The sequence below is a fragment of the Amycolatopsis sp. CA-128772 genome (assembly GCF_002904295.1).
Taxonomy (GTDB): Bacteria; Actinomycetota; Actinomycetes; order Mycobacteriales; family Pseudonocardiaceae; genus Amycolatopsis.
In genome coordinates this window covers 44,046-65,560 of record NZ_PPHG01000092.1, presented here as the reverse complement: position 1 = coordinate 65,560, position 21,515 = coordinate 44,046, and the positions used below count along the sequence as shown (strand labels likewise).

Genomic DNA, 21,515 nt, shown 5'->3' with positions numbered 1-21,515 from the left:
CGGCTCAGATTCTGCCGCAGATTTCCTTCGCCTGAGTCAGGTGCCGCTGGCCGGAGATGTCGTTGAAGTGCAGGCTCAGCACCATCCGGCTGACGCCGTCGATGTGGTCGGCCAGCGGCTGGTAGTTGGCGTTGACCTGGGCGGCGGCCGCGGACAGCTCGCGCGCCGCCATCATCCGGTGCAGCCGCTCGGACGTGAGCCCTGGCGTCAGGGACGGCTGCGCGTCCTGGCTCGTGTCGGGCAGCTCGCCCACCCGGTCGAGCGCCTGGCACGCCGCGACGGCGTCGTCGAGCGCGCCCGCGTGCACGCCGGACAGGCCCCAGAGCAGGCCGAGCACGCTGCCGCCGAGCACGAACCCGGCCACCGCGCACAGCACCAGCAACCGGCGGGACGGGGGCGGCGGCGAGGGTTCGGCCGAAGACTCGTCGAAGTCGGGATCGGCGTCGGTGCCGGTCCCCGGGTCCACGGTGTACATGACTGCCTCCTCACCACCTGGGTGAGGAGCTATTTCAGCTCACAATCCGGGATCGTGGTGCGTCAGCGCCGCGGCTGAGTCCGATTCGTCACCGAGGGAGAACCGCCGCAGCGCCGCGAACGCGAACACGGCGATGGCCAGCATGGCCACGCCGGAGACGGCGAACGTCCGCGCGGCCGTGCCGAGCCGCTCGGTCAGCACGCCGCCGAGCAGCGCGCCCAGCGGGATCGCGCCCCAGACGACCGTGCGCCAAACCCCGAGCACCCGGCCGAGCAGCGCGCCGGGCACCAGCGTGTGCCGGGCGGTCGCGAGCACGACGTTGACCGCCACCACCGCGGCCGCGAACAGGGCGAACAGGGCCGCGCTCGCGACCGGCGAGCGCACCAGGCCCATCCCGCCGAACCCGATCCCGCAGCCGGCGATCCCGCCGGCGACGACCGGGAGCCGGCCGGCCGCCCGTACCAGCCGCGGGGCGGTGCCCGCGCCGATCAGCCCGCCGATCCCGCCGGCGAACGCGAAGAACCCGAAGGTCGCGTCGGACAGGTGGAGGTCCTGCAGCGCGTACAGCACCAGCTGCGCCTGCGCGAGCTCGCTGACCAGGCTGAGCAGCCCGGCGACGACGACCAGTCGCAGCAGTAGCGGGTGCCCGCGCAGCCAGCGCAGGCCCGCGGCCAGCTCGGTGCGCAGCTTCGCCGCCCGGACCGGCGGTTCGGCCTGCCCGCGGTAGGTGCCCGCCAGGCCGAGCAGAACCGCGGCCGCGATCGCGAACCCCGCGGAGTTGAGGACGAACGGGAAGGCGGCGAAGAGCGCGAACGCCAGGCTGCCGACCGGGCCGCCGAGGAACGTCTGGCCGACGATTTCGCACGCCTGCAGCTTGCTGTTGGCCGCGTCGAGCGAGCCGTCACCGACGACCGCGGGGATCAGCGCGTTCGCCGCGCTGTCGGCGATCGTCTCGGCGGTGCCGATGATCAGCGCGACCAGGTAGACGAGCCAGATCGTCATGCCGCCGGCGGCGACGAGCACGGCCAGCACGCCGACCGCGACCGCGCGGGCGGAGTTCGCGACGATCATTGCCCGCCGCCGGTCGATCCGGTCGACCAGCGCACCGGCGACGGCGGCGAACAGCAGCCAGGGCAGGAACTGGGTGGCGGACAGCCCGGCGATCAGCACCGGATCGCGGGTCAGCGTCGTCGCCAGCAGGGGCAGGGCCACCTTGCCGATGCCGTCGCCCAGGTGGGACGCGGCGCTCGACGTCAGCAGCCACCTGAGTCTTCGGGTTCGGTCCATCGGGGCCCCCGGCACGTATCGCTGTCACCCAGTGACTTCGGGTAAAAGGATAAGGGCCGCATCACCCGGTTGTGGTCACGGTGTCACCACCAGTGCTCAGCCCCAGCCGAGTTCGTGCAGGCGAGCGTCGTCGATGCCGAAGTGGTGGCCCAGCTCGTGCACGACGGTGATGAGGACCTCCTCGACGACCTCGTCCTCGTCCTCGCACATGGCCAGGATCGGCTGCCGGTAGATCGAGATCCGGTCCGGCAGCACCCCGCCGTACGACGAGGTCCGCTCGGTCAGCGCGATGCCGTGGTAGAGCCCGAGGATGTCCGGCGCCTCGTCGTTGAACTCCTCGACGAGCACGACGACGTTGTCCATCGCCTTCGCGAACTCGGGCGGCACCTCGTCCAGGGCTTCGGAGACCAGCTCTTCGAACCGCTCGCGGCTCATCTCGACGGGCATCAGCTGCTCGGCTTCGTCGAGGGCGCGGCGGAGTTCGAGGGCGCGGCGGAGTTCGACGGCGGAGCGGAGTTCGACGTGGCCGGGCCGCCGCCGCCGTCCGACGGCGGGCCACCGTCCGACGGCGGGCCGCCGTCCTGGGGCCGGCCGCCGTCGGGACCGCCCGGGGCGGCCTTGATGCTGCCGGTCACCGCCTGCAGGCCGCTCTTGTCGGGCAGGGCCGAGGCCACCTTGCAGTTGACCTTGGTCGAACCGGCGTCCCAGCTCTCCTGCTCCCGCAGGTCCCAGGTCAGGACCAGCTTCTTCGCGTCGAGGTCGGCGCCGCCGGTGTAGTCGGCCGACGCCTTGGTGCACTCGGTGTCGAGCCAGGCCTTCTGGTCGTCCTGGGAGGGGTAGCCCTCCTTGAACTTCGTCTTGAGGTCGAGGGTGGCGATGATCTCGTACGAGTGCGGCTTGGTGCAGTCGATCGGGTCGCCGACGCCCTTGCCGAGCAGCGCCAGGCAGGTGCCCGGCTCGAAGACCAGCGACTGGTCCTGGTCCTTCGCCGGCCCGGTCGTCGGCAGCAGCTTGCCGCCGGGGCCGGCCCACTGCAGGCCGCACCGCAGCTGGCGGTCGCCGTCGTCCCACTGCGACGGCGTCGGGCGCAGCAGGTTCGTGGTGAGCTTGCCGTACGGGTCGAGCTTGTGCCCGAGGTACGGCTTCACGTCCGCGGTGCACTTCTGCTGCGCGATCTGCTGCCACTGGTCAAGCGACGGCACGGGCGCGCCGGCCGGGAACTGGGCGCCGATGTCCACCAGCGTCGTCACCTCGAACAGGTGCAGCTGGGTGCAGGCCACCTTGTGTGCGTCGCTCGCGTCCGGATTGTCCCAGGTCAGGCAGCTGCCGGGCGGGGAGTGGAACGCTTCTTCGGCGGCCGGGGACAGCTTGCCCGTCCCGCCGCCGGCCCCGCCGGTGATGCCGTCGCTCCACGAGAACACGACGCTGAGGGCGAGCGCGATGAGCGCGCCCGCGAAGATCCCGCCCATCACGACGCGGGTGCGCAGCGTCTGCGTGGCGGTGGGGAACCGATCGGCGCTGGGAGACATCGCAGTCCATGATGCCCGCGCCGCGCATGACGTGCGCGATCCGGGTTGGTTAGGGTGGGTCACGGGTTCGTGGTGGCCGGGATTACGGAGCGCACATGACGCAGGACAACAACACTGGGGACCAGCCGCCCCCCGAGCCGCCGAAGCGCGGCTCGATGAGGTTCCAGGACGCCAACACCCAGCCCCGCGAACCCTCGCTGGCCGAGCAGCGTGCCCGCCGGCAGGCGCTCGTCGACGAGGAGCGCAACGAGGAGCTGGCTCGCAAGGCGGACGCCAAGGCGGCCACGCGGCGGAAGAGCCTGATCGGCAGCGGTGTCACGGTCGGCCTCGTCGGCCTGGTCGCGACGTTCTACACGGTGGCCAAGCCGGAAGGTGACGTCACCGCCGTCTGCACCGACTCGAACGGCGTCGTCCAGAACGACGACTACTGCGACGACAACTACGTCTCGAGCCACGGGGGCTACCACAGCGGCGGCTTCCTGTTCCTGCCGATCCCCGGCGGCGGCTACAACAGCTACCGCTACAACTACGGCGGCACCGGCGTGATCGGCCAGCGGGTGGCCGGTGGCAGCTACGACGCGCCGTCGGCCCGCACCAACGTCACGACGAAGTCCGGCAAGTCCGTCCAGCGCGGCGGCTTCGGCATCAGCGGCAAGAGCGGCAGCGGCGGCAGCGGCAAGAGCGGGGGATCGTAGGTGTACCGGGATCGGCGTGAGCCGCGGCGCGACTGGCAGCGGATCGTCGAAGAGCAGGGGCTCGTCTACGGCACGCCGGCCCGCGACAGCAGCGGCCGGGTGCGGCCGTACTGGGACGAGTCGGTGCACTACGTCTTCGACATGGACGAGGTCCTCTCGCTGGAGGCCGACGTCGAGCTGCTGCACTCGATGTGCCTGGAGGCCGTCGACAACGTCGTGACGACCGAGGGCTACCGGCGGTTCGGCATCCCCGAGTGGGTCTGGCCGCACATCGCCGAGTCGTGGAAGCGGCAGGACCCGCACGTCTACGGCCGGTTCGACCTGCGCTACGACGGCAAGTCGCCGGCCAAACTGCTGGAGTACAACGCGGACACGCCGACGACGCTGCTCGAGGCGTCGCTGCTGCAGTGGCACTGGAAGACCGACGTCTTCCCGGACGACGACCAGTGGAACTCGATCCACGAGAAGCTCGTCGAGCGGTGGTCGCAGCTGCAGGGCAAGCTGCCGTCCAACGAGCTGCACTTCACCTGGTCGGCGGCCGATCCGTCCGGTGAGGACAACGTCACCACGGCGTACCTGCAGGAGACGGCGGCCGAGGCCGGCCTCGACACGGTGGGCCTGGCGATCGAGGAGATCGGCTGGGACCCGGTGCTCAAGCGGTTCGTCGACCTCGAAGAGTCGCAGATGGCGACCGTGCTGAAGCTGTACCCGTGGGAGTGGGTGGTCGACGAGGAGTTCGGCCGCCACGCCGTCGAGTCGCTGCCGCGGACGCTGTGGATCGAGCCGCTCTGGAAGATGATCCTCTCCAACAAGACGCTGCTGGCGATCCTGTGGGAGAACTACCCGGGCCACCCGAACCTGCTGCCCGCGTTCGCCGACGACCCCGGCATCCTCACCGAGTACGTCCGGAAGCCGAAACTGGGCCGCGAGGGCGCGAACGTCCAGATCGTCGCGACCGGCTACGAGACCCAGACGGACGGCGTGTACGGCGCGGAAGGCTTCGTGTACCAGGCGTTCGACCCGCTGCCCGAGTTCGACGGCTACCGGCCGGCGCTGGGCGCGTGGATCGTCGGCGACAGCTCCGCCGGCCTGGGCATCCGCGAGACCGGCGGCCTGGTGACCGACGACGGTGCGGCATTCGTCCCACATCGCATCGTCGAGTCGTGATAGAACACCCCATCGCTGACTTCTTGGGAGAAAACTCGTGACCTCGACCCTTGCGCTGTCCGACACGTTCGGCTCCGACCTCGTGCGGGGGATCGGCGCGATCCTGCTGTACGGCGTCATCGGCCTGCTGCTGATGTTCGCCGGCTTCTACGCGATCGACTGGACCACCCCGGGCAAGCTGTCGAAGCTGGTGACCCAGGGCCTGCCGAACGCGGTGATCGTGACGGCGTCCGGAATGCTTTCGATGGCGTTCATCGTCGTCGTGGCGATCTTCAACTCGGCCAGCGACCTGACTGAGGGCTTGATCACCTCGCTGGTCTACGGCCTGCTCGGGATCATCGTCCAGGTGGTCGCGGTCCGCCTGCTGGAGTGGGCGACCCGCATCGACGTGGCCTCGACGATCGAGAGCGAGAAGTTCGCCCCGGTGAGCATCGTGGTCGCGGCGGCGCACATCGGCCTGGGCCTGGTGGTGGCGGTCGGCATCTCCTGATGCTGGCTGCGCTGGTCCGTTCGCACTAGCGTGGGGGCCGTGCGCCTGCTGAGGACACCGGACGACCGGTTCACGGACCTGCCCGACTTCCCCTTCGAGCCCCGCTACGCCGACTTGGCGGACCCGAACGGCGGCGTGATCAGAGTGGGTTACGTGGAGGCAGGCCCAGCGGACGGCCCGGTGGTCCTGCTCCTGCACGGCGAGCCGAGCTGGTCGTACCTGTACCGCAAAATGCTGCCGGTCTTGGCGACAGCGGGCTTGCGCGCAATCGCCCCGGACCTGGTCGGCTTCGGCCGATCGGACAAGCCGGCCGACGTGGCCGACCACAGTTACGCCCGCCACGTGGAGTGGATGCGAGCATTCGCATTCGACACACTGGGCCTGAAGGACGTAACCCTGGTCGGCCAGGACTGGGGCGGATTGATCGGCTTGCGAATGGTGGCTTCATCACCATCGCGATTCGCAGGAGTGGTGGCGGCGAACACGGGCCTCCCGACGGGTGACGTCGACATGCCCCCGGAGTGGCACGCATTCCGCACGGCGGTCGAAAAGGCCCCACTGCTGGACGTCGGCCGGTTTGTTCAATCGGGCTGCCGATCAAGGCTTTCCGAGGCCGAGCGCGCGGCGTACGACGCACCGTTTCCGAACGAGATGTACAAGGCGGGCCCAAGGGCAATGCCATCATTGGTGCCGTACCGCCCGGACGACCCGGCATCATCGTCGAACCGCGCGGCTTGGAAGACGCTGACGGAACTGGAAATTCCCTTCCTGGTGGCATTTTCCGACGGCGACCCGATAACGGCAGGAATGGCCCCGATCCTGCGGAGGTCGATGCGCGGCGCGCAGGGCCGGGAGCACCCGGTGATCGCCGACGCGGGACATTTTCTGCAGGAGGACAAGGGCGAGGAGCTGGCGGAACACGTGGCGAGATTCGTCCGCGGCTGACGGAGAAGCCCCCGAATCCCACGCTACCGGAGGGCACCGACAAAACCGGCGGCCGGCGGCGGAGTTGCCCACAGCGGGCGCAAACCAGCGGCCGGCAGCTCAGGCCGGGCAAGGACGTCACCAGACCTCCCCCGCCCCTCATCCCAGCCGCTCTTCAGTCGACGGTCGGGTTTGTCAAGGCACGCTTTCCCGCCTTGACAAACCCGAGCGTCGACTGAAAATCCCACCGGAGGGGCGGGGGAGGTTGGACCCGCTCTGCCGCGGCAGAGAATTCACCCGCGGCAGAATCAAAAGAATGTCCTCGCCGGACGGGCAGGCTCTGGGATGACCACCCAGCTCCTCAATCGAGGTCGATCACGATCTTCCCGTGCACGTGCCGTCCCGCCTGCAGCTCCGCCGCCTGGCGGATCTGCTCGATCGGGAACGTCGCCGCGATCGGTACCCGTACGCGGCCCGCCGCCACCAGGCGTTCGAGCTCGTTCAGCGCGCCCACTGGGGCGTTTGCGCCGTTGGCTGCCCGTGCCCCTTCGACCTGGGCGGCGATGGTGCAGATCCGGTCGGGGCGGACGCCGAGTTCGCGTGCGGTGTGGGCCGTCTCGGTTCCGTGCAGGTCGATGGCCGCGGTGAGGCCGCCGGGTGCGAGGGTGCGGATCCGGTCGGCCAGGCCGGCTCCGTAGGTGACCGGCTCGGCGCCCAGGTCGCGCAGGAAATCGGCCGATGTCGGCGAGCCCGTTCCGAGGACGCGGGCTCCGGTCATCCGGGCCAGCTGGACAGCGAACACTCCGACGCCGCCGGCCGCGCCGCCGATCAGCACCGTGTCCTGCGGGCCCGGGGTGACCACCGCGAGGGCGGCGGATGCCGTGCGGCCGGCGATTGCGAGGGTGGCGGCCGTGTGGTCGTCGACGCCGTCGGGGGTGGGGTGGGCCTCGTTCGCCGCGGTCTCGCCGGCCGCGTCGACGACCACGAAGCCGGCGACCGCGCGGGACAGCGCGCCGCCGAACACGCGGTCGCCCGGGGCGAAGCCGGTCACGCCGGCGCCGACCTGGTCGACCACGCCCGCGTAGTCGGTCCCGAAGCCGGCCGGGAGGCGCAAGCCGAACCGGGCGGCGGTGTCCGCGTCGGCGGTCATGATCCAGTCCATCGGGTTGAGGCCGGCCGCGGTGACCCGCACCCGGACCTGCCCCGGGCCGGCCTGGGGCGCCGGAACCTCGTGGAGGTCCAGGACCTCCGGGCCGCCGAACGACGTGAGCCGGACCGCCGTGCTCGTGCTCGTCGACGGCCGGCTGTGCTGCTGCTGCATGGACGCCTGCCTCCTTGGCGCGGTGAAACGGACTATGCTCCGTTTACCTGAGTCAACCTAGCACAACCGGAGCGTGATCCGTTTTGGCCGAAGGGGAGTCGCGTACCGCGCGGGCGGACGCAGCCCGCAACCGGGACCAGTTGCTCGCGGTGGCGACGCGCATGTTCGCGTCGGCCGGCGCCGAGCCGCCGATGCGGGCGATCGCCCGCGAGGCGGGGGTCGGTATCGCCACGCTCTACCGGCACTTCCCGACCCGTGAGGCGCTAGTCGACGCCGTCTACCGGGACCAGGTCGGGCGGCTGACCGCCGGCGCCCGCGAGCTGCTCGGCCGGCTGGCGCCGGCCGCGGCGATGCGGCGCTGGATGGACCTGTTCGGGGACTGGATCGCGACCAAGAACGGCATGCTCGACACGCTGCTCGCGATGATTGAGGCGGGCGAAATCGCCCACGCGCAGACCCGGACCGAGCTGCTGGCGGCCATCTCCGCCGTCCTCGACGCCGGCCGGGCGGCGGGGGACCTCCGCACCGACGTCACCGCCGAGGACATCGCCGCCGCCCTCATCGGCATTTTCACCGTGGCTCCCCGGCCCGCGCAGGCGGCCAGGGCCGGCCGCCTGCTGGACCTGCTGATGGACGGGCTCAGGCGGCCGGCCTGAGCCCGGGCTCGGTCGTTCAGAGGGCCGCGTGCGTCGCCGCCAGGGCGTCCACCAGGATTTCCAAGCCCTCCTGAGCCTCCTCCGCGGTGAGGGTCATCGGGGGGCCCAGCCTCAGCACGTTGCCGTGCAGGCCGCCCTTGCCGATCAGCAGGCCGCGCTTCTTCGTCTCCTCCAGCATCCTGGCCGCCGCCGGGACATTCGGTTCCGTCGTGCCCGGTTTGATCAGCTCGACGCCGATCATCAGGCCCTTGCCGCGGACCTCGGCCACCAGCGGTGATGCCGCCGCCCGGAGGCCGGACAGCAGCTGCGTGCCCCGGGCCGCGCAGTTCGCCTGGAGGTCGTGGTCCTTGATGTAGTCCAGGACCGCCGTGGCTCCCGCCATCGAGACCGGGTTGCCGCCGAACGTCGAGAACGACTGGGCCTGGAAGCAGTCCAGGACGTCTCCCCGGGCCACGACGCCGCCCACCGCCAGGCCGTTGCCCAGGCCCTTGGCGAACGTCATCATGTCCGGCGTCACGCCGTGGGCGTCGATGCCCCAGAAGTGCTCGCCCGTGCGGCCCCAGCCGGTCTGGACCTCGTCGGAGACGAACAAGACCCCGTAGGAGTCGAGGACCTCCTTCATCGCCCGGAACAGGCCGTCCGGGGGAAGGCTGAAGCCGCCGACGCCCTGGATCGGCTCGGCGATCAGGCAGGCCACGTCGCCCGCCGTCGCCGTGTCCAGGACGTCCACCAGGTCCGCCACGCACGCGTCGATGTACGCCGCGTCCGACAGGTCCCGGAAGGGGCTGCGGTAGCGGTAGCCGCCGTGGACGTAGCTGACCTTGACCGGGCTCAGTGCCGATGCCGACCAGCCGCGGTTGCCGGTGATCGCGACCGTTCCGAACGAGCGGCCGTGGTAGGAGTTGCGCATGGCCAGCACCTGGTTGCTGCGGCGGTACTGCGTCGCCAGCATCAGGGCCGTGTCGTTGGCCTCGCTGCCCGAGTTGGTGAAGAACACCTTGGCGTCCGGGATGTTCGACAGCTTCGCGATCCGCTCGGCCAGCTCGATCTGGGAGCGGATCAGGTAGAGGGTGGACGTGTGCAGGATGCCGGTGTCGAGCTGCTTGCGGACCGCGTCGCCGATCTCGGCGACGTCGTAGCCCATCGAGTTGGTCAGCACGCCGGCGAAGAAGTCCAGGTAGGTGCGCCCCTGGGAATCCGTCATCCGGCGGTCGTGCGCGTGCACGATCTCGATGGGCTCTTCGTAGAGCAGCGACATCCAGGACGGCATGACTGCGCGGTGCCGGGCGAGCAGCTCATCGGACATCGAACGCCTCCTCGGGGTCTCAAGCGAGTATGAGGAGGCCGTGAACAGCGCTTCAACGATCAGACTGTCGGGATAACCCAGTAGGGCCGCACAGTCTGTACGGACTACCCTCTGACCCGTGATTGACCCCAGGACTCTGCGCGATGACCCGGAAGCCGTGCGCGCGTCGCAGCGCGCCCGTGGCGAAGACGAGGGAGTGGTCGACAAGCTGCTCTCCCTCGACTCCCGGCGCCGGTCCTCGATCGCGGCCGCCGACAAGCTGCGCAACGAGCAGAAGCTGCTCGGCAAGCAGATCCCGAAGGCGCCGCCGGAGGAGAAGCAGCAGCTCCTGGCCACGGCCAAGGAGCTCGCCGCGCAGGTCAAGGCGGCCGAGGTCGAGCAGAACACCGCGTCGGAAGAATTCGACACGCTCTTCCGGACCGTGCCGAACCTGGTCCACCCGAGCGCGCCGGTCGGCGGCGAGGACGACTACACCGTCCTCAAGCACGTCGGCGAGCCGACGAAGCTCGGCTTCGCGCCGAAGGACCACCTCGAGCTGCTCGAAGCGCTCGGCGGCGTCGACATGGAACGCGGCGCGAAGGTGTCGGGCTCGCGGTTCTACTTCCTCACCGGCGTCGGCGCCCAGCTGCAGCTCGGCCTGCTCAACATGGCCATCGCGCAGGCGCTCGAGAACGGCTTCACGCCGATGATCACGCCGTCGCTGGTCCGCCCGGAGATCATGGCCGGCACCGGTTTCCTCGGCCAGCACTCCAGCGAGATCTACCACCTCGAAGACGACGACCTCTACCTCGTCGGCACGTCGGAGGTGCCGCTCGCCGGCTTCCACGCCGACGAGATCCTCGACCTGAACGACGGCCCGAACCGCTACGCGGGCTGGTCGTCCTGCTACCGGCGCGAGGCCGGCTCGTACGGCAAGGACACCCGCGGCATCATCCGGGTGCACCAGTTCGACAAGGTCGAGATGTTCGTCTACGCCAAGCCGGCCGACGCCGAGGCGGAGCACGAGCGGCTGCTCGGCTGGGAAGAGCAGATGCTCGCCAAGATCGAGGTGCCCTACCGGGTGATCGACACCGCGACCGGCGACCTCGGCACGTCCGCGCACCGCAAGTTCGACTGCGAGGCGTGGATCCCGACCCAGGAGACCTACCGCGAGCTGACCTCGACGTCCAACTGCACGACGTTCCAGGCCCGCCGCCTCTCGGTCCGCTACCGCGACGAAAACGGCAAGCCGCAGATCGCCGCGACGCTCAACGGCACCCTGGCCACCACCCGCTGGATCGTCGCCATCGTCGAGAACCACCAGCAGGAGGACGGCTCGGTCCGCGTGCCGGAGGCGCTGCGCCCGTTCGTCGGCGGCAAGGAAGTCCTCACGCCCCGCTGAATCGGGTGGATCCGCGGTGCTGCTCCGTTCGTCCCAGTAGTGTCCGGGCCGAACGGGAGGACTCATGCGGAAGAAGTGGCAGGCAGCGGCGGCGCTGGCGGCCGTGACCGTGGTGACGGGCTGCGCGGTCACGGTCGGTGGTACGGCGTCGCCGGTGCCCGGCCAGGGCCCGATCGTCAAGGCCGTCGACGCCTGCGTGCTCCTCGACGAAGCCCAGGTCGACGGGCTCGGTTACCGGACGCCGGGGCGGTCGGTGCCGGAGAACAAGGAGCGGCTGCAGCCGCCGATGTGCCTCTGGAGCTCGAAGGACGACGTCGAGCCGTCGGCCGTCCTCAACGTCGGCGTCGCCTCGGACATGGACTTCAACGAGTACATCTCCGGTGCCATCAAGAAGTCCGGGCCGCAGCAGATCGGCGGGCTCACCTGGACGCAGTACGCCTCGATCCTGCCCGACGACTGCACGTTCTACGCCCTGCTCGGCGCCAAGTCGTTCGCCTACGTCGGCGTCTCGACGAGCAAGCTGGACAAGTCCTGCGAGCAGGCGAAACTGGCGATCCCGCAGGTCGCGGCGCACCTGCCGGGCGGGCAGGACGCCCCGCCGGTCACGCCGTCGACCTCGGCCAAGCCGGAGCCGGGCGGCCCGCTGCTGTCGGCGGACCCCTGCGCGATGCTGAAGCCGGACCAGGTGGCCCAGCTGAAGAACATCTCGCCCGACGGCGAGAAGGACACCTCGTCCACGGTGCCGAACGCGTCCTACTGCCTCTGGGACGACACCGACGGCGACGGCGGCCAGAAGGCGTTCGAGGTCTGGTTCGGCCCGAGCACGCCGGTCGGCGAGTGGCCGGGCGCGAAGGGTGTCGACCCGACCGAAACCGTCGACGTCGGCGGCAAGAAGTGGGGCCTGTTCCCGAACATGGGCGGCCTGCGGGTCACCTGCGGCGCGACCCTGGCCATCACGGACACGTCGTCGGTGCAGGTGGTCAGCGGGTTCATCGGCGACGACACGAAGACCTGCGACGTCGTGAAGCAGGGCGTGGGGCTGGTCACCGCGAACCTGCCGGGCTAGCTCTCCGAGGACACCTGGTCCGCGATGTGACGCGCGATCTCCAGCGCGCTCGTCGCGGCCGGCGACGGGGCGTTGAGGACGTGCACCTGGTCGCGCGCGGTCTCGATGAGGAAGTCGTCGACGAGCGAGCCGTCGCGGCGCATTGCCTGCGCGCGTACGCCGGAGCCGTGGCGGACGATGTCGTCCGCGGTGACCGCCGGGACGAGCCGGGCGAGGCTGGCGGCGAACCGCTTCTTCGAGAAGGAGCGGCGGACCTCGTCGAGGCCGGTCGGGAACGCGTACTTCTTCGCGAGCCGCCAGGCGCCGGGGAAGGCCGCGACCTCGGCGACGTCCTTCGGGGAGAAGTCGCGCCAGCGGTAGCCCTCGCGGCGCAGCGCGAGCACGGCGTTCGGGCCGGCGTGGACGCTGCCGTCGAGCATCCGCGTGAGGTGCACGCCGAGGAACGGCAGGGTCGGGTCCGGGACCGGGTAGATCAGGCCCTTGACCAGGTGCCGCCGGTCCGGCTTGAGCTCGTAGTACTCGCCGCGGAACGGCACGATCTTCGCCGACGGCGTCAGCCCGGCCAGCCGGGCGACGCGGTCGGAGTGCAGGCCGGCGCAGTTCACCAGGGCGTCCGCCTGGACGACGTCGTCGCCGGTGGCGACCTCGACCCCGCCGGTGTCCCCGGCCCGGATGGCCAGCGCGGGGGAGTTCAGCCGGAGGTCGACGCCGGCTTCGTCGAGCAGCCGGACGAGCGTGTGGCAGACGGCGGGGAAGTCGATGATCCCGGTGGATTCGACCCGCAGCGCGGCGACGCAGGCGACCTCGGGTTCGTACTCGCGGGCCTCGGCGGCCGAGATCTGCTTCGCCGGGACGCCGTTGGCCTCGGCGCGTTCGGCGAGGGTGGTCAGGGCGGGGATCTCGCGCTCGTCGGTGGCGACGACGAGCTTCCCGCACACCTCGACGGGCACGCCGTACTGGCGCGCGAAGTCCACGATGGACCGGTTGCCGGCCACGGACATCCGCGCCTTGAAGGAGCCGGGCTTGTAGTAGAGCCCGGCGTGCACGACGTTCGAGTTGTGGCCGGTCTGGTGGGCCGCCCAGCGGGATTCCTTTTCCAGGACGGTGACGTCCAGCCCGCGCCTGGTCAGCTCCCAGGCCACGGCCAGACCGACGATCCCGCCCCCGACGACTACCACGTTACGCACGGTCGATCAGGCTACGCGTATGCGGCCGCGGCCGGTTCGCGGGCTGATCTGCGGGAACCGGCCCCTGAGCTCGGCCGCGGACGTCCGCGGGGCGGGTGATCCCAGCCTACGTGTCCTAAGTTGTGGACACCTCTCCCCCGATCGAGTGCTCCAGGGCCTTCTGCGCGCTCATCCCCAGGCCCGTCCGGTAGGCCCGCTCGAACCCGCCGACGCCGAGCGATTCGACCAGCCGCGCCCGGACGGCGGACACGTCCGGGTCGCCGCCGATCGCCGTGCCCCGGACCGCGGCTGCCGCGCCCAGCAGCACCGCCGCCTGCTCCGGGCCGGCCACGCCCGCCAGGCCCTCCAGCGCGAACGCCATGACGTCACCCGCGTTGCGCCGCCGTCCCACCAGCAACGCCTCGCGGTGCAACGCGGCGGCCGCCGCCGGACGGCCTTCCGCCAGTTCCAGCCAGCCGAGCGAGATCATCGCCGCGGCGCGGACCGTCTCCGCGGCGAACGAGCCGCCCGCGCACTCCGCCAGCGCGCGCTCGCACAGCTCCCGGGCCGCCGTCAGGTCGCCGGAAAACCGCGACAGGTTCGCCAGCCCGAGGTACGCCGTGGCGCGGGACTCCGGCATGCCCGAGCGGCGGGCCGTCGCCGCCGCCAGCTCGTAGTCCGCGCGGGCGCCGGCCCGGTCGCCCGACAGCAGCCGCGTCCAGGCCCGGCGGCAGATCAGATCCGCGGCGTCGTCGGTCGCGCCGATCTCGTGCATCAGGCCGAGGGCCTCGTCCATCATCGGCAGCGCGGCCTCGTGCTCGCCGCGCCAGGTCAGCAGCTGCGACAGGTGGTCCAGGGCCATCGACAGGCCCCAGCGCTCGCCGAGGGCCCGGAACTGCGCCGCGCCCTCGCGCAGCCCCTCCTCGGCCCCGGCCAGGTCACCCGACATCATCGAACGCAGTCCCATGCCCATCGGCAGCAGCGCCCAGCTCCAGGCGTCGCCAGTGGCCAGCAGGCTCTCCCCGCGGCCGAGCAGCTCGTCGTCGTGGCCCGGTGGCCCGGCCACGACACCCAGCAGCATCACCAGCATCGGGCTCCGCGGCGCCCACGAACCGTCCGTCGCATACCGCCGGACCAGCGGCAGGTACTGCTCCAGCGACTCGTGCGGCGGCCCGGCCAGCGCGCCGAGCACGCACACCAGGAACTCTTCGACGTACTCCTCGCGCAGCTCCGGCGAGCACCGCGCGACCACGGCCCGCGACAGCCCGGCGCCCTCGAACCGCCGTCCGCGCATCCACCAGTACATCGCCAGCAGCGGGACGAGCCGCAGGGCGAGCGCGACGTCGTGTCCGGTCGCCCAGCGCAGGGCGGCCAGGATGTTGTCGTAGTCGGCGTCGAGCCGCGCGAGCCAGGTGAGCTGGTCCGCGGTCCGCAGCATCGGGTCGGCTTCCCCGGCGAAGCGCAGGAAGTACTCGGCGTGCGCGCGGTGGACCGCCTCGGCCTCGCCCGCTTCGGCCAGCTTCTCGCCGCCGAACGCGCGGATCGTCTCCAGCATCCGGAACCGCCCGCCGACGGCCTCCACCAGGCTCTTGTCGGCGAGCTCCGGCAGCAGGTCGACGTCCGCGCCGCAGACCTCGGCGGCGGCCGCGGCGGTCGCGCCACCCGCGAACACCGTCAGCCGGCGCGCGAGCTCGCGTTCCGCATCGGTCAGCAGGTTCCAGCTCCACTCGACGACGCCGCGCAGCGAGCGGTGCCGCGCCTCGGCCGTCCGGCTGCCGCGCGCCAGCAGCCGGAACCGGTCGTCGAGCCGCGCGGCGATCTCGCCGGGCGCCAGGGCCCGGACGCGGGCCGCGGCCAGCTCCAGGGCCAGCGGGAGGCCGTCCAGGGCGGCGCAGATGTGCTGGACGTCGCCGATCGTGGTGTCGTCGACGACGAACGCCGGGTCGCTCGCGGCCGCGCGGTCGGCGAACAGCCGGACAGCGGCGAACTCCCGGGCCCGCGCGGCCGGCGTCCCGGGCGGCGGGACGGCCAGCCGCGGCACCGGCGCCAGCTGCTCGCCGGTGATCCCGAGCGGCTCGCGGCTGGTGGCCAGCACCCGCAGTCCGGGGCACCCGGCGAGCAGCCGCGCGACCAGCCGGGCCGCGACGTCGACGACGTGCTCGCAGTTGTCGAGCACCAGCAGCGTGGAGCGTTCCCGCAGGGCCGCGATCAGCCGTTCCGCCGGGTCCTGCGGGCCGCCGCGCGAGCTCTCGCGCAGGCCGAGCGCGCTCAGCACCCCTTGGGCGACGCCGGTGCCGTCGTGCGGGGCGAGTTCGGCGAACGCCACCGGGCCGGCCTGGGCCGCGGCCACCTCGACGGCCAGCCGGGTCTTGCCGGTGCCACCCGGCCCGGTCAACGTGACGAGCCGGCTGCGGTCCAGCAGCCCGGCGACCTGCCGCAGTTCGTCGCCACGGCCGACGAAGCTGGTCAGCTGGGCGGGCAACGCCGGCAGCACCGGCTTCTCGGTTTCGCCGCGAAGCACCGCGAGGTGGGCTTCGGCGAGTTCGGGGCCGGGGTCGGCGCCGAGCTCGTCGGCCAGCGTGCGGCGGGCGCCCTCGAACGCGGCGAGGGCGTCGGCGGGCCGTCCGGCGGTGGCCAGCGCGCGCACCAGCTGCGCGCGCGGCCGTTCCCGCAGCGGGTGCGCGGCGACGGTCTCCCGCAGGCCGGCGAGCAGGTCCTCGGCCTGGCCCAGCGGCAGCCGGGCCTCGACGTGGTCGTCGGCCGCGTCCGCCCGCAGCTCGTCCAGCCGCGCGGTCTGCGCGGCGGCGAACGGCGCGTCCGCCAGGTCGCTGAACGCGGGCCCGCGCCACAACGCCAGCGCCTCGCCCAGCACCGCCGCGGCTCGCGCGTGTTCGCCGTTCTTCAGCAGGGCGCGGCCTTCGCGCGCGAGACGTTCGAAGCAGTGAACGTCCACTTCGTCCGGTGCGACGGCCAGCCGGTACCCGGCCGCGGTGAACTCGACCGGGGCAAGCTCCTTGAGCGCCGTCCGCAGCCGTGACACCTGCGACTGGAGGGCGTTGGCCGCGCCGTCCGGCGGGTGTTCGCCGTACATGCCGTCGATCAGCCGCTCGGCGGGGACGAACCGGCCGGCCTCCAGTGCGAGCAGCGCCAGCAGCATCCGCGACCGCGGGCCGCCCACCGCCACCTGCGTGCCGTCCGGGCGCCACGCGGCGACGGCCCCCAGCACCCCGAATCGCATGCGCCCAGCGTAGGGCGTCTCCGACCGGCGGCGGGCGTCCCTCCGAAGGGGACTTGGGCGTGGGGCTGTGAATCAGCTGAGCGTGCGTCTATACACTTCGCCGGGTCCCCACGCAATGGGAGAGGTATGTCGTCAGACAGCATCGCCCTCGGTCAGCCGACCGTCGGTGAAGAGGAACTCGCTGCCGTCGCGGAGGTCTTCCGCTCCGGCTGGCTGGCCGGTGCCGGACCGGCGTGCCGGCGCTTCGAAGAACGGTTCGCCCAGGTCACCGGTACAGCGCACGCGTTGACGACGGCGAACTGCGGCTCGGCCCTCTTCCTCGGGCTCAAGGTCCTCGGCGTCCGGCCGGGCGACGAGGTGATCGTCGGCGACTACACGTTCCCCGCCACCGGCCACGCGGTCGTGCAGGCGGGCGCGAAGCCGGTGTTCGCCGACATCCGCCCGGACGTCTTCAGCGCGGACCCGGTGCACGTCGAAGCGCTGGTCACCCCGCGGACGGTCGGCATCCTCGCCGTCGACGTCGCCGGCCAGCCCGGTGACTTCGACGAATACCGCGCGATCGCCGACAAGCACGGTCTCTGGCTGTTCGAGGACGCCGCCTGCGCCGCCGGCGCGACGTACAAGACGCGCCCGGCCGGCAGCCTCGCCGACCTCGCCGCGTTCTCCTTCCACGGCCGCAAGGGCATCACCGCGGGCGAGGGCGGCGCGCTGGTCTCCGACCGCGAGGACCTCATCGCGCACGCCCGCAAGCTGCACACCTACGGCATCGAGCCGGCGATCAGCCGCGAAGGCTCGGACACGCTGCCCATCCCGGAGTTCCACGAGCTCGGCTACAACTTCCGCATGTCGGACGTCCAGGCCGCGATCATGAACGTCCAGCTCGACCGCCTCCCGGACCTCCTCGCCGCCCGCCGCTCGATCGCCAAGCGCTACCACGAGGCGTTCGCCGACGTCGAGGCGTTGACGATCCCGGTGGAGCTGCCCGACCGCGAGCACCCGTGGCAGGCGTACCTGCTCACGGTGGCGCCCGAGGTCAGCCGCGACACGCTCGCCCTGCGGATCCGCTCCCAGGGCGTCCAGTGCAACTTCGGCACCTACGCCTCGCACCTGCAGCCGATCTACGGGCCTCAGGCCCCGCTGCCCGTCTCGGCCGACGCGTTCGCGCGTCAGCTCGCCATCCCGATGCACGCCAACCTCACCGACGCGGAAGTCACCCGCGTCGGCGAGGTCGTGCGCGAAGCCGTGCAGTCCCTGTCCTGAAGCCGCCGACCGAGGAGAAATTGGTGTCCGACAAGAAGGTGCTCTTCACCGGGGGTGGCGGGTTCATCGCCGCGCACGTGATCCCGCTCCTCATCGAGGGCGGCTACACGGTCCGGATCTTCGACAACATGACCCGCGGCGACCGCGCGCGCGTCAACGAGTTCGTGGCGACCGGCAAGGTCGAGCTGGTCGAGAAGGACGTCCGGTACGGCGGCGCGGTGCGCGAGGCGATGCGCGGCTGCACGCACGTCATCCACTTCGCGACGGTGTCGATCAACAAGTCGATCGCCGACCCGCACGAGTCGATCGACATCAACATGATCGGCAACCACAACGTGTTCGCCGCGGCCGCCGACGAGGGCGTCGAGCGGCTGGTGTTCGCCTCGACGGCGTCGGTCTACGGCGACCCGAAGCGGCTGCCGATGCACGAGGACGACGAGCTGCGCCCGCTGACGCCGTACTGCATCTCGAAGCGCGCCGGCGAGGACCTGCTCGGCTTCTACGAGCGGCAGAAGGGCCTGTCCTGGAACGCGTTGCGGTTCTTCAACGTGTACGGCCCGGGCCAGAAGATCGAGGCGTACTACACCTCGGTGATCAACCACTTCATCCAGCGCCTGCGCGCCGGCCAGCCGCCGATCATCGACGGCCGCGGCGACCAGTCGATGGACTTCGTGCACGTCACCGACCTGGCGCACGCCGTCGTCGCGGCGCTGGAGTCGGAGAAGGCGAACGTGCCGATCAACATCGGCACCGGCATCGACACGTCGATCGCGGCGCTGGCCAAGATCCTCATCGAGGCGGTCGGCGTCGACGTCGAGCCGCTGTTCAACGAGCGTGACGTGCTGGTTTCGCGGCGCGCGGCCGACATCAGCCGGGCGCGTGACGTGCTGGGCTGGGAGCCGCGGATCACCGTCGAGGACGGCATGCGGGATCTGGTCAAGGAAACGGAGTGAGTGCGTCGGCGGGGCCGGCCTCGGGGCGTGCGATGCGCATCGCGGTGGTGAACAACTTCTTCCCGCCGCGGGTGGGCGGCAGCGCGCACATGGCGGCCTCGCTGGCGGCGCAGTTCGCCGCGGCCGGGCACGAGGTTCTCGCGGTCACGGCGGCGTACGAGCAGGCCCCGGCGGAGGAGGAGCGCGACGGCTACCGCGTCGTGCGCCTCCCCGCGGTGAAGATGCCGCAGATCGGCCTGTCGATCGACTTCGACATGAGCTTCGCGTCGCTGCGGCCGGGCAACTGGCGGCGGCTGTGGAAGCTGCTCGACGAGTTCAAGCCGGACGCGATCCACCTGCACGGCCAGTTCTTCGACCTGTCGTGGCTGGCCGGCATCTGGGCTCGGCGCCACGGCGTGCCGGCGCTGCTGACCATCCACACCCTGCTGATCAGCGACAACAAGCTGTACGGCGGCGTGTTCCGGCTGCTCGACGCGGTGCTCGTGCGGCCGATCCTGGCGTACCTCAAGCCGAAGTACGTCATTTTGGACAAGCTGGGCGTCGACTACTGCGTCGACCGTTACGGCACCAGCGACGCGAATTCGGAGTACTTCCCGATCGCCGTCGACACCGGTCACTTCGCGAAGCCGGTGACGAAGGACGTCCGCGCGGAGCACGAAATCGGCGACGCCCCGCTGATCGTGTCCCTCGGCCACGTCATCCCGCTGCGCAACCGGCTGCCGCTGATCGAGGCCCTGCCGTCCATTTTGGACAAGCACCCCGGGGTCCGGGTGGTCGTCGTCGGCCGCGTGTACCACGACGCGTTCCTGAAGCGGGCGGCGGAACTGGGGGTGTCGGACGCGCTGATCGTGACGGGCGCGGTGCCGAAGGAGGACGTCCCGGCGTACTTCGCGGCGGCGGACATCGTCACGCACGACCTCAACGGCGGCTGCGGAACGGCGTCCCTGGAGGCGATGCTCTCCGGCACGGCGACGATCGCGTCGGTCACCGAGGACAACTACCCCGGCATCGAGCTGCGCAACGGCGAGAACGTGCTGCTGGTGCGCCCGGACGACGCGGAAGCCGTGGCCCGCACGGTGATCGAGCTGCTCGACGACCCGTCGCGGCGGGCGCTGATCGCCCAGCGCGAGAGCGAGCTGGTGCGGTCGAACTTCGGCCTCGACGTCGTCGCGGAGGAGCACCTCCGTACTTTTGAGAAGCTGGTGTCGGAAGCCGATGTTCTTCGATGACGAGCGCAGCCACCGGCTGCGTCCGCAGATCCTGACCGAGCTCGTCTCGCAGTACATGAACGACGCCGAGCGAGCTGCTTTTTACGGCTTGCCGTCGACGTGCCGCGTGCGCGAACGCGTGAAGATCATCAGCCCGGAAAACCTGAGGATGGGCGACCACTGCTGGGTGGGCGAAGGAGCGGCCCTGGACGCGAGCGGCGGCCTGGAGATCGGCGAGCACACCAGCATCGGGTTGAACACGCTGATCTTCACGCACTCGAGCTGGCTCGCGAACATGACGCTGCAGAACCATTCGGGCAGCGACCTGATCGAGCGCAAGCCGGTCAAGATCGGCAAGGGCTGCTTCATCGGCGGCCTGGTGGTGATCATGGCCGGCGTGACGATCGGCGACTTCGCCACGGTCCAGCCGAACTCGGTGGTGGCGAAGGACGTCCCGCCCAGGACACTGGTGGCGGGCAACCCGGCCCGGGTGTTCCAGCGGTACGACGAGGAGTACATCCAGGCGGAGGCGGAGCGGGTCCGGACGGAGAACGCGCGCCGGAGGGCGATCGCGGAGAACCGCGGCGGCGAGGCTTCCGGCTGGGGCGCGCCTTCGGGTGACTTCTCGGAGTGAGCCCCGGCGCTCATCGACCAGGACTACGAGGGCTTCGGCAAGTTCTCCGGGATCGCCGGACTCGAGTTCGCCGGAGCCACCACCCGGCGCGCAGCGGCCCTAGAGCCGGTCGCCGAGCAGCTTCGCCACCGAGACGTACACGTCCTCCCGGTTGGTCGGCGTGTAGAACTGCGCGAACCGGCTCTGGCCGTGCCCCCGCTTCCCGATCGCGACCATCTCTTCGCCGTCCGGGAACTTGCAGTGGCTCGCGTACTCGCCGGCGCCCGGGATCGGTTTCGCCGACTCCTTGCAGTCCTTGTTGAGCCGGCCGATCGTCGCCGACGGGCTCTGGGTGCCCGGGATCGCGACCACCACCAGCTCGCCGTTCAGCCCGTAGCCGCAGTGGTAGGCCGTGCCCGGGTTCACCGCCTCGGACTCGCCTTCCTTGCCCTCGCCGCTCTCACCCGGCCGGCCGGTGAGTTCGCGGACCTCCGAGCCGCCCAGGAACGGGCAGGCCGCCGTCACCTTGGCCGGGGACACCACCGGCGCGAACTTCGGCGTAGTCGGAGTCGGGGTCGGCGTCGGCTTCGGTGAAGCCGAAGTGGATGACGGCGGCGCCGACGTGGTCGCCGGCGCCGCCGTCGTGGAACCGCCCGAACACGCTGTGACGCAGGTCAGCAGGCATGCGGCGGCGAAGATTTCCCCCATGGAGCGCACGCATGACAATCTAGCGCTCGGTAACGGAACGCGGGATTGCGGTTACGCAACGTTTTCGGCCGG

At 71.2% G+C, this 21,515-nt stretch carries 20 protein-coding genes; 11 read left to right on the top strand and 9 right to left on the bottom strand.

Annotated elements, in window-relative coordinates; genetic code table 11:
* Window positions 1–4: 4 nt before the first annotated feature.
* The 4 genes from C2L59_RS41640 to C2L59_RS41625 all read right to left on the bottom strand — a co-directional run bounded on the left by C2L59_RS41640 (window position 5) and on the right by C2L59_RS41625 (window position 3,291).
* Window positions 5–475, bottom strand: a complete 471-nt coding sequence (locus C2L59_RS41640) for a hypothetical protein (RefSeq protein WP_103355092.1) — start codon at window positions 473–475, stop codon at window positions 5–7.
* Window positions 476–514: 39 nt separating this feature from the next.
* Complete coding sequence (locus C2L59_RS41635) at window positions 515–1,762, bottom strand: MFS transporter (protein WP_103355091.1); 1,248 nt, start codon at window positions 1,760–1,762, stop codon at window positions 515–517.
* Window positions 1,763–1,858: 96 nt separating this feature from the next.
* Window positions 1,859–2,209, bottom strand: a complete 351-nt coding sequence (locus tag C2L59_RS41630; protein WP_004558570.1) for a metallopeptidase family protein — start codon at window positions 2,207–2,209, stop codon at window positions 1,859–1,861.
* On the bottom strand, window positions 2,209–3,291 hold the full coding sequence (locus C2L59_RS41625) for a septum formation family protein (protein WP_103355090.1): 1,083 nt from the start codon (window positions 3,289–3,291) through the stop codon (window positions 2,209–2,211). The genes C2L59_RS41630 and C2L59_RS41625 overlap by 1 nt, the downstream gene beginning before the upstream one ends.
* A 95-nt stretch (window positions 3,292–3,386) precedes the next feature.
* Between C2L59_RS41625 and C2L59_RS41620 the strand changes: the two genes are divergently transcribed.
* The 4 genes from C2L59_RS41620 to C2L59_RS41605 are packed head-to-tail and all read left to right on the top strand — an operon-like array spanning window position 3,387 to window position 6,588.
* A complete protein-coding gene (locus C2L59_RS41620; protein WP_199199624.1) occupies window positions 3,387–3,986 on the top strand; it encodes a hypothetical protein in 600 nt (199 codons plus the stop codon).
* Window positions 3,987–5,153 carry a glutathionylspermidine synthase family protein gene (locus tag C2L59_RS41615; RefSeq protein WP_103355089.1) on the top strand — a complete coding sequence of 389 codons (1,167 nt, stop codon included), beginning with the start codon at window positions 3,987–3,989 and terminating at the stop codon, window positions 5,151–5,153.
* Window positions 5,154–5,190: 37 nt separating this feature from the next.
* Complete coding sequence (locus C2L59_RS41610) at window positions 5,191–5,643, top strand: DUF350 domain-containing protein (RefSeq protein ID WP_103355088.1); 453 nt, start codon at window positions 5,191–5,193, stop codon at window positions 5,641–5,643.
* Window positions 5,644–5,682: 39 nt separating this feature from the next.
* On the top strand, window positions 5,683–6,588 hold the full coding sequence (locus C2L59_RS41605) for a haloalkane dehalogenase (protein ID WP_199199622.1): 906 nt from the start codon (window positions 5,683–5,685) through the stop codon (window positions 6,586–6,588).
* A 340-nt stretch (window positions 6,589–6,928) separates the two neighbouring features.
* On the opposite strand, the gene C2L59_RS41600 is transcribed toward C2L59_RS41605, so the two are convergent.
* The gene (locus C2L59_RS41600) at window positions 6,929–7,888 is read right to left on the bottom strand and encodes an NADP-dependent oxidoreductase (protein ID WP_103355086.1); all 960 of its coding nucleotides are present in this window, start codon (window positions 7,886–7,888) and stop codon (window positions 6,929–6,931) included.
* A gap of 161 nt (window positions 7,889–8,049) precedes the next feature.
* On the opposite strand from C2L59_RS41600, the gene C2L59_RS41595 reads away from it, so the two are divergent.
* The gene (locus C2L59_RS41595; RefSeq protein ID WP_370444827.1) at window positions 8,050–8,544 is read left to right on the top strand and encodes a TetR/AcrR family transcriptional regulator; all 495 of its coding nucleotides are present in this window, start codon (window positions 8,050–8,052) and stop codon (window positions 8,542–8,544) included.
* Between the two features lie 16 nt (window positions 8,545–8,560).
* Here C2L59_RS41595 and C2L59_RS41590 read toward each other — a convergent pair whose 3' ends face one another.
* Window positions 8,561–9,850 carry an aspartate aminotransferase family protein gene (locus C2L59_RS41590; protein ID WP_103355084.1) on the bottom strand — a complete coding sequence of 430 codons (1,290 nt, stop codon included), beginning with the start codon at window positions 9,848–9,850 and terminating at the stop codon, window positions 8,561–8,563.
* A 118-nt stretch (window positions 9,851–9,968) separates the two neighbouring features.
* On the opposite strand from C2L59_RS41590, the gene serS reads away from it, so the two are divergent.
* Together serS and C2L59_RS41580 are read left to right on the top strand one after the other, a co-directional pair.
* Window positions 9,969–11,231, top strand: coding sequence for a serine--tRNA ligase (gene serS, locus C2L59_RS41585; RefSeq protein ID WP_103355083.1), 1,263 nt, complete (start codon window positions 9,969–9,971; stop codon window positions 11,229–11,231).
* Window positions 11,232–11,295: 64 nt separating this feature from the next.
* Complete coding sequence (locus C2L59_RS41580; protein ID WP_103355082.1) at window positions 11,296–12,297, top strand: DUF3558 family protein; 1,002 nt, start codon at window positions 11,296–11,298, stop codon at window positions 12,295–12,297.
* On the opposite strand, the gene lhgO is transcribed toward C2L59_RS41580, so the two are convergent.
* A complete protein-coding gene (lhgO, locus tag C2L59_RS41575) occupies window positions 12,294–13,484 on the bottom strand; it encodes an L-2-hydroxyglutarate oxidase (protein ID WP_103355081.1) in 1,191 nt (396 codons plus the stop codon). The two genes, C2L59_RS41580 and lhgO, sit on opposite strands and share 4 nt — an antisense overlap.
* 115 nt (window positions 13,485–13,599) lie before the next feature.
* Window positions 13,600–16,701 (bottom strand): BTAD domain-containing putative transcriptional regulator, encoded by a 3,102-nt coding sequence (locus tag C2L59_RS41570; RefSeq protein ID WP_103355080.1) that lies wholly within the window; start codon window positions 16,699–16,701, stop codon window positions 13,600–13,602.
* 126 nt (window positions 16,702–16,827) lie between these two features.
* Here C2L59_RS41570 and C2L59_RS41565 point away from each other — a divergent pair, with 126 nt between their 5' ends.
* Genes C2L59_RS41565 through C2L59_RS41550 form a run of 4 tightly spaced genes read left to right on the top strand, consistent with a single transcriptional unit; the run spans window position 16,828 to window position 20,756 of the window.
* On the top strand, window positions 16,828–17,961 hold the full coding sequence (locus tag C2L59_RS41565) for a DegT/DnrJ/EryC1/StrS aminotransferase family protein (protein WP_103355079.1): 1,134 nt from the start codon (window positions 16,828–16,830) through the stop codon (window positions 17,959–17,961).
* A gap of 23 nt (window positions 17,962–17,984) precedes the next feature.
* Window positions 17,985–18,914: an NAD-dependent epimerase/dehydratase family protein gene (locus tag C2L59_RS41560; RefSeq protein WP_103355078.1), complete on the top strand. Its 930-nt coding sequence runs from the start codon at window positions 17,985–17,987 to the stop codon at window positions 18,912–18,914.
* Between the two features lie 32 nt (window positions 18,915–18,946).
* The gene (locus C2L59_RS41555) at window positions 18,947–20,143 is read left to right on the top strand and encodes a glycosyltransferase family 4 protein (RefSeq protein WP_103355131.1); all 1,197 of its coding nucleotides are present in this window, start codon (window positions 18,947–18,949) and stop codon (window positions 20,141–20,143) included.
* Complete coding sequence (locus C2L59_RS41550; protein WP_103355077.1) at window positions 20,130–20,756, top strand: DapH/DapD/GlmU-related protein; 627 nt, start codon at window positions 20,130–20,132, stop codon at window positions 20,754–20,756. The genes C2L59_RS41555 and C2L59_RS41550 overlap by 14 nt, the downstream gene beginning before the upstream one ends.
* Window positions 20,757–20,855: 99 nt before the next feature.
* On the opposite strand, the gene C2L59_RS41545 is transcribed toward C2L59_RS41550, so the two are convergent.
* Entirely contained in the window at window positions 20,856–21,452 is a 597-nt protein-coding gene (locus C2L59_RS41545) for a hypothetical protein (RefSeq protein ID WP_146060509.1), read from the bottom strand.
* Between the last annotated feature and the right edge of the window lie 63 nt (window positions 21,453–21,515).

Bases quoted from the DNA above. Each gene is read 5' to 3' on its own strand.
- C2L59_RS41550 (WP_103355077.1), top strand. From the start codon at position 20,130: ATGTTCTTCGATGACGAGCGCAGCCACCGGCTGCGTCCGCAGATCCTG.
- C2L59_RS41625 (WP_103355090.1), bottom strand. From the start codon at position 3,291: ATGTCTCCCAGCGCCGATCGGTTCCCCACCGCCACGCAGACGCTGCGC.
- C2L59_RS41635 (WP_103355091.1), bottom strand. From the start codon at position 1,762: ATGGACCGAACCCGAAGACTCAGGTGGCTGCTGACGTCGAGCGCCGCG.
- C2L59_RS41570 (WP_103355080.1), bottom strand. From the start codon at position 16,701: ATGCGATTCGGGGTGCTGGGGGCCGTCGCCGCGTGGCGCCCGGACGGC.
- C2L59_RS41640 (WP_103355092.1), bottom strand. From the start codon at position 475: ATGTACACCGTGGACCCGGGGACCGGCACCGACGCCGATCCCGACTTC.
- C2L59_RS41590 (WP_103355084.1), bottom strand. From the start codon at position 9,850: ATGTCCGATGAGCTGCTCGCCCGGCACCGCGCAGTCATGCCGTCCTGG.
- C2L59_RS41630 (WP_004558570.1), bottom strand. From the start codon at position 2,209: ATGCCCGTCGAGATGAGCCGCGAGCGGTTCGAAGAGCTGGTCTCCGAA.
- C2L59_RS41555 (WP_103355131.1), top strand. From the start codon at position 18,947: ATGCGCATCGCGGTGGTGAACAACTTCTTCCCGCCGCGGGTGGGCGGC.
- C2L59_RS41595 (WP_370444827.1), top strand. From the start codon at position 8,050: ATGTTCGCGTCGGCCGGCGCCGAGCCGCCGATGCGGGCGATCGCCCGC.
- C2L59_RS41620 (WP_199199624.1), top strand. From the start codon at position 3,387: ATGACGCAGGACAACAACACTGGGGACCAGCCGCCCCCCGAGCCGCCG.
- C2L59_RS41580 (WP_103355082.1), top strand. From the start codon at position 11,296: ATGCGGAAGAAGTGGCAGGCAGCGGCGGCGCTGGCGGCCGTGACCGTG.
- C2L59_RS41565 (WP_103355079.1), top strand. From the start codon at position 16,828: ATGTCGTCAGACAGCATCGCCCTCGGTCAGCCGACCGTCGGTGAAGAG.
- C2L59_RS41600 (WP_103355086.1), bottom strand. From the start codon at position 7,888: ATGCAGCAGCAGCACAGCCGGCCGTCGACGAGCACGAGCACGGCGGTC.